Here is a 6,291-nt window from a genome sequence, read left to right as displayed (position 1 = left end):
ACCTATCCGTACGTGACCAGCTCCAACACCACCGCGGGTGGCGTGGCGACCGGTTCGGGCGTTGGCCCGATGTTCCTGGACTACATCCTGGGCATCACCAAGGCTTACACCACTCGCGTAGGTTCGGGCCCGTTCCCGACTGAGCTGTTTGACGACGTGGGTGCGCACCTGGCCAAACAAGGTCACGAGTTCGGTGCTACCACCGGCCGTGCCCGTCGTTGCGGCTGGTTCGACGCCGTTATCCTGCGTCGCGCTATCGATGTGAACAGCATCTCGGGCATCTGCCTGACCAAGCTGGACGTACTCGACGGCCTGCAAACCATCAACATCTGCGTCGGCTACAAAGATGCCGAAGGCAAGGACGTTGCCCCAACTGACGCTGACAGCTACGTGGGCCTTGTGCCTGTGTACGAAGAAGTGTCGGGCTGGACCGAATCGACCGTGGGTGCCAAAACCCTGGAAGAGCTGCCAGCTAACGCTCGTGCCTACATCAAGCGCGTTGAAGAGTTGATCGGCGCGCCGATCGACATTATTTCGACGGGCCCGGACCGCAACGAAACCATCGTTCTGCGTCATCCGTTTGCTTGATAAGTCGTTGATGTAAAAAACAAAGGCCCCTTAATCGGGGCCTTTGTCGTTTATGCCTGTAGGACGGCATGACCTTTGCTGTGAATCTTCCTACAAGAGCGCCATCAATTTAATGGCGTCAGAAGTAGAGGGATTCATAGTGTCAGCCGTTCTCTCACTGTTACAAAGCCGTTTGTTGCGGCCCGTGTTCGTTACCCTTGGTATCGCCCTTTTGGTGCAAGTGCTGGTAGCTGTTGCTCTGACGCGGAGCACTGTCACGGCGCTGGAAGCTGATCTGGCGGTGCGCCTCGGTGCTGACAGCCAGAAACTCTCCGGTGAACTGGAGCAGGCCGGGCGTGAAGTCACCTCAAGTCTGGATGCCTTGTCCGCCAGCACCCGTCAGCGACTAACCGCCGGTTTGTCTTCGCGCCTGAAGGACGAACAGGCGCAACTGCGTGCGACGCTGGAAAAGGATCTGAAGGATTCGGCCAATGACATGGCTCAGTTGCTGGCCTCGGTTGCACCCCGCGCCATGTGGGACAGCGACGTGCCGACCCTTTCCGAGTTTGCCCGGCGTGCCCAGCGCAATCCCAATGTGTTGTTCGTGGTCTACGACGACGCTACCGGTCAGCACTTGACCCGTTACCTCAATCGCGAAAACCCGATCAACAAGGCCTTGCTGGAAAAGGGCCAGGGTGAACGTGCCTTGGATAAAGTGCTGGATGCGGCAAAGAACGATCCGTCGGTCTATTACCTCGAAGCGTCGATCAACCCTAACGGCGTGGAAATCGGCAAGGTACTGATGGGCGTCTCCACGGCCTCGGTAGAGACCGATCTGGCCGCGCTCGACAAGCGCTTCTCGGCATTGATCGCCAGCAGCGATCAACTGGTCGGCGACAGCCTCAAAGGCGCCGCAGCCGATAGCGCCACAGCGATGCGCGCGCGTCTGCAATCGGCACAGTCCACCGCCACCGAAATGAAATCCAACACGGCGAGCACTGTGCAGGACGCTGCCGCGACCTTGCGTTGGCGCATCGGCATGGGCCTCGCGCTAGTCGGCTGCGGCGTGCTGCTGTTGCTGGCCGTGGTGCTCGGCCATCGCGTGGTCAACCGCTTGAAGATGCTTAACGCAGCGATGGACGATCTTGCGGCGGGCGAGGGCGACCTGACCAAGCGCGTACAGATCAACAGCAAAGACGAAATCGGTGACATGGCTGCAGCGGTCAACCGCTTTGTCGACAAGTTGCAGCCGATCGTGCGTGAGGCGGGTGATGTGGCCCAGCGCACTGGCGTGGAGATTGGCGCGATGACCCTGCGCAATGCTGGTGCTGATGCTGCAGCGGGGATGCAACGTGACGAAGTCGCGGAAAGTCTGCGGGCGCTTTCGCAAATGGCTGACGAGGCGCAATCGGAAAGTCATGCGATGCAGGCAGCGTTGAAGCAGGTGGTTGATATTCGTCAGGCCACCGATGAGAACACTCGCACGTCGGCCAAGGTCGGCAGTCTGATCGAGGCGCTGGCCGGGCAGGTCGATACTGGTGCGAAAGTCATCGAGCGACTGGCGCAGCAGAGTGAGCAGATTGAAGTGGTGCTGACGGTCATTCACGGCATCGCCGAGCAGACCAACCTGCTGGCATTGAACGCTGCAATCGAAGCGGCGCGGGCTGGCGAAACCGGGCGTGGTTTTGCCGTGGTTGCGGACGAGGTTCGGGCGCTGGCGAGCAAGACACAAAGCTCCACTGGCGACATTCAGGCGCACATCGTCGCGTTGCAGCAGGGCGCGCGTGAGGCGGTCGAGGCAATCGGGCAGGCCGGACGTCAAGCCAATGAAGGTTTGCTGGTGCTGCGTGACAGCGCACGGTTGCAGCAGTCGGTGCAGGCTTCGGTCGAGCAGGTGCACGCGGCGATCGGACTGGCCACGCAGGCGGCGGCGCATCAGGCTGCGGGGGCGCAAGCGGTACGTGGGCGCGTCGAAACGATTCATGTGCAGGCAGAGAAAGCGGCGCAGGCGGTGGTGGAAACCACGGCCAGTGGCAAGGTGCTGGATGGCTTGGCTGCGCAACTTAAAGCAAGCTTGGGGCAGTTCCGGGCTTAATGGTGTCAGGGTCTGCCCCTTCGCGAGCAAGCTCGCTCCCACAGGTTTCGAGGTGTACGCAGGGTTTGTGTTCACCAACAATCATTGTGGGAGCGAGCTTGCTCGCGAAAGCTGCGTCAGCGGCTCAAATACATCCGCGTCGTCAGCAGATAGACGGGCAATCCCGAGACCAATATCAACAGCGCCGCATAAGGCGCCGCCGCCGCAAACTCGACATTCGCGGTATGCGCCCAGACTTCGGTCGCCAACGTATTGAGCCCGGTCGGACTCAGCAGCAAGGTCGCCGTCAGCTCCTTCATCGCATCCAGAAATACCAGCGCAAACGCTGCGCCCAATGCCGGGAAAATGATCGGCAGCGTGACCCGACAAAATGCCGTGAACGACGATGCGCCCAGCGTGCGCGCCGCTTCTTCCAGTTGCGGCGCAGCCTTGTTCAGTGCAGTGCGAATCGGTGCCTGAGCCAGCGGCAGAAACAGCAGCGCATAAGCGATCAGCAGCAAACCGGATGTCTGGTACAGCGCCGGCACGTAATGCAGGGCGAAATACACCAGCGTCAGCGCAATCACCAGTCCTGGCAGCGCATGTAGCAGGTAGGGCAGGCGCTCGGCCCAGATCGCCAGTTGACCTTTGTAACGCACCACCAGCAATCCGACCGGTACCGCCAACAGCAGGCACAGCGCTGCGCCACCCAGTGACAACGCCAGCGACGACAGCAGCGCTTCGGTAATTGCCGCGACCGGGAATGCCGCCGATGACCCGACGGCCAGCCAATACGCCAACATGCCCAGTGGAATCCCGCTGCCGACAATCGCCAGCGTCAGGCAATACACCTGACCAACAGCGGCCCAGGATCCGAGCCTGACTTGCTCGGCCTGACGCGCCGCGCCTTGACCGGTGCGTACGTGTCGGCCCTTGCCGCGCACGCGCAGTTCCAGCCACAGCAGCACCAGGCACAGCGCTAGCAATACCGCAGAAAGCATCGCTGCATTGGCGTTGCTGAACTCCAGTTCGAATTGCTGATAGATCGCCGTGGTGAAGGTTTGCAGGCCAATGATCGACAGCGCGCCGAACTCCACCAGCATGTGCAACGCAATCAGCAGCGAACCGGCCAGCAGCGACGGCCAGAGCAGGGGGAGGGTGACGCGGAAAAACACGCCCCAACGATTCTGGCCCAAGGTGCGGGCGGATTCTTCAAGGGATGGATCGAGGTTGCGCAGGGTCGCTGCGACAGGCAGGAAGATCAGCGGGTACTTTGACAGGCTCATCACCAGAATTGCCCCGCCAAGGCCTTCGAACTGCGCGCTCAACGACACCCAGGTGAAGCTGCTGACAAACGCTGGCACCGCGAACGGCAGACATAAAATCACGCCCCACAGACGCCGCCCCGGCAAATTACTGCGTTCCAGCAGCCAGGCCAGCGACAGGCCGATCACGCCGCAGGTGACGGTCACGCCGACCATCAATGCCAGGGTGTTGCGCAGCAGGCCGAAAACGTAAGGGCGCCACAACAAGTGCAGCGCCTCGGCCCAGCCGGCCTGCCAGGTTTTCAGCCCGACATATACCAGCGGCAGCAGGCTCAGTACCACCAGCAGCAATACTGGCAGCACCAGCCAGATCGACGGCCGCTTGCGTCGTGGCACGTAACCCCCGCGCGCGGCGGGGGCGGATAACGATGCTGTCATCAGTTCAAGCCAACTTCACGTTCCAGTTCCAGCGCTTCTTCGGCATTACCCAGATCCGCCGGAGTTACGGCTGGCGCTTCCAGTTCGCTGAACGGTTTGAGGCCACGATCCGATTCCATGCCTTTATGCAGCGGGTATTCGGCGGTGGTCTGAGTGATCACGCGCTGACCTTCTTCGCTGGCCATGTAAGCGAGGAATTGCTGGGCTTCTTTTGGGTGTTTACTGGATTTCAGCACGGCGGCACTGGAGACGGTGATCAAGCCACCGACGTCGCCGCCGGTGAAGTAATGCAGTTTCGAATCCAGTTTGCCTTTCTCGCGTTGCAAGGCGAACCAGTAGTAATTGTTCACCAGTACGGTGGCGACTTCGCCGTTTTCCACCGCTTTGAGCGCGACCATGTTGTTGCTGTAGGTCTTGCCGAATGCGCGCAGACCGGTCAGCCATTCTTCGGCGGCGTCGCGACCGTGCATCTTGATAATGGCAACGGCCTGTTCCTGGAACGCGCCGCTGGTTGGCACGAAGCCGACCTTGCCTTGCCATTGTGGATCGGAGAATTCCATCACCGATTTCGGCAGGTCTTTTTCATCGATCAGTTTCGGGTTGTAGGCGACCACTCGGACACGGGCGGTCACGCCGATCCAGGTGCCGTTACTCGCGACGTATTTTTCCGGCAGCACGGCCAGCGTGGCGTCATCGGCCTTGGCCAGCAGGCCTTGTTCGCCAAGTTTGTTCAGTGGCGGGGATTCTTCGGTATAGATCACGTCTGCGGGGGAGCGGTCGCCTTCTTCGACAATTTGGCTGGCGAGCTGATTGCTGCTGCCTTTGCGGACATTGACGTGAATGCCGGTCGTGGCTTCGAAGGCTTTGGCGATCGCATCGCCGACTTCCTTGTGCTGGCCGTTGTAGAGAGTCAGGGAAACCGCATCGGCAGCCTGGGTGAGGGGAGTGGCGAGCGCCAGGCCGAGAAGGGTGCAGGTCAAGCCTCGGCGCAGGGTATTTCGAAACGTCATTCGCTGGGTTCCTCACTGTCGCATTGCAAAATCTTGCAACAATGATAAACGATATTGTTTCTCAAATGCGCCTTGCGAGACTGGCAGTGGTTTGCTAGGCGTGGGGCGTTTTGGTCAATTGTGGCGAGGGGGAGCTTGATTTTTCAAACCCCGGAAACGCAAAAACCCGCTTTCGCGGGTTTTTGAGAAATCCAAGGTCGTAACCTTGAATTTGAATTGGTGCCCAGAAGAAGACTCGAACTTCCACGACCTTGCGGTCACCAGCACCTGAAGCTGGCGTGTCTACCAATTTCACCATCTGGGCAATCATCGCAAGCGTTGCCGCTGTTGATGTGGCGCACTATACGGAGCGCATTTTGATCTGTAAACCCCTGATTTAATTTTAATAAATCGGTTTTAACAAATCCTTTCCTTAGAATGCAAAAAACCCGCTTTCGCGGGTTTTTGTGTGAGTCTTGAAACTGATCTAGTCTCAAACTCGAAATTGGTGCCCAGAAGAAGACTCGAACTTCCACGACCTTGCGGTCACCAGCACCTGAAGCTGGCGTGTCTACCAATTTCACCATCTGGGCAATATCGGCAACGCTAGTGCGTCGTCGATGGCGCGCACTATACGGAGCGTCTTTTTAACTGTAAACCCCCGTCGACAAAAAAATTGATTTTTTTTACCAGCGGTGTTCAAAACTACTTTAAAACGGCGATACAGTGCTTTAGATGGGCCTTTATAGTCTGAAATTTCCCGTTTGATGGCGCCTATGCCAAACTAACCCGCATATAGACAAGGTGAAAACTCTCTAATGGCCGATTGGCAGTCCCTCGATCCCGAGGCCGCTCGTGAAGCGGAAAAATATGATAACCCTATTCCCAGCCGATAACTTATCCTTCAGCACATTTCTGATCGGGTTTCTCGATTTTGCATCTAGTATGTGGTATAATT

Annotated in this window: 4 protein-coding genes and 2 tRNA genes; 2 read left to right on the top strand and 4 right to left on the bottom strand. The window is 58.7% G+C overall.

The window, feature by feature from the left end:
- A partial coding sequence (locus tag ACIQVE_RS28455) for an adenylosuccinate synthetase (RefSeq protein ID WP_402815098.1) occupies positions 1-588 on the top strand: 588 nt, incomplete at its 5' end.
- 139 nt (positions 589-727) lie between these two features.
- Complete coding sequence (locus tag ACIQVE_RS28450; RefSeq protein WP_402815095.1) at positions 728-2,662, top strand: methyl-accepting chemotaxis protein; 1,935 nt, start codon at positions 728-730, stop codon at positions 2,660-2,662.
- Between the two features lie 116 nt (positions 2,663-2,778).
- Here ACIQVE_RS28450 and ACIQVE_RS28445 read toward each other — a convergent pair whose 3' ends face one another.
- The 4 genes from ACIQVE_RS28445 to ACIQVE_RS28430 form a co-directional block, all read right to left on the bottom strand.
- The gene (locus tag ACIQVE_RS28445; protein ID WP_402815092.1) at positions 2,779-4,344 is read right to left on the bottom strand and encodes an ABC transporter permease; all 1,566 of its coding nucleotides are present in this window, start codon (positions 4,342-4,344) and stop codon (positions 2,779-2,781) included.
- Positions 4,344-5,354, bottom strand: coding sequence for an extracellular solute-binding protein (locus tag ACIQVE_RS28440; protein ID WP_402815089.1), 1,011 nt, complete (start codon positions 5,352-5,354; stop codon positions 4,344-4,346). The genes ACIQVE_RS28445 and ACIQVE_RS28440 overlap by 1 nt, the downstream gene beginning before the upstream one ends.
- Positions 5,355-5,571: 217 nt before the next feature.
- Positions 5,572-5,658 (bottom strand) — tRNA-Leu (locus ACIQVE_RS28435).
- A gap of 181 nt (positions 5,659-5,839) precedes the next feature.
- A tRNA-Leu gene (locus tag ACIQVE_RS28430) sits at positions 5,840-5,926 on the bottom strand.
- Positions 5,927-6,291 lie beyond the last annotated feature (365 nt).

The organism is Pseudomonas sp. NPDC098747 (assembly GCF_044760045.1).
GTDB lineage: Bacteria > Pseudomonadota > Gammaproteobacteria > Pseudomonadales > Pseudomonadaceae > Aquipseudomonas.
Note: the sequence above shows the minus strand (reverse complement) of the source record. Positions and strands in the feature narration are given on the sequence as shown.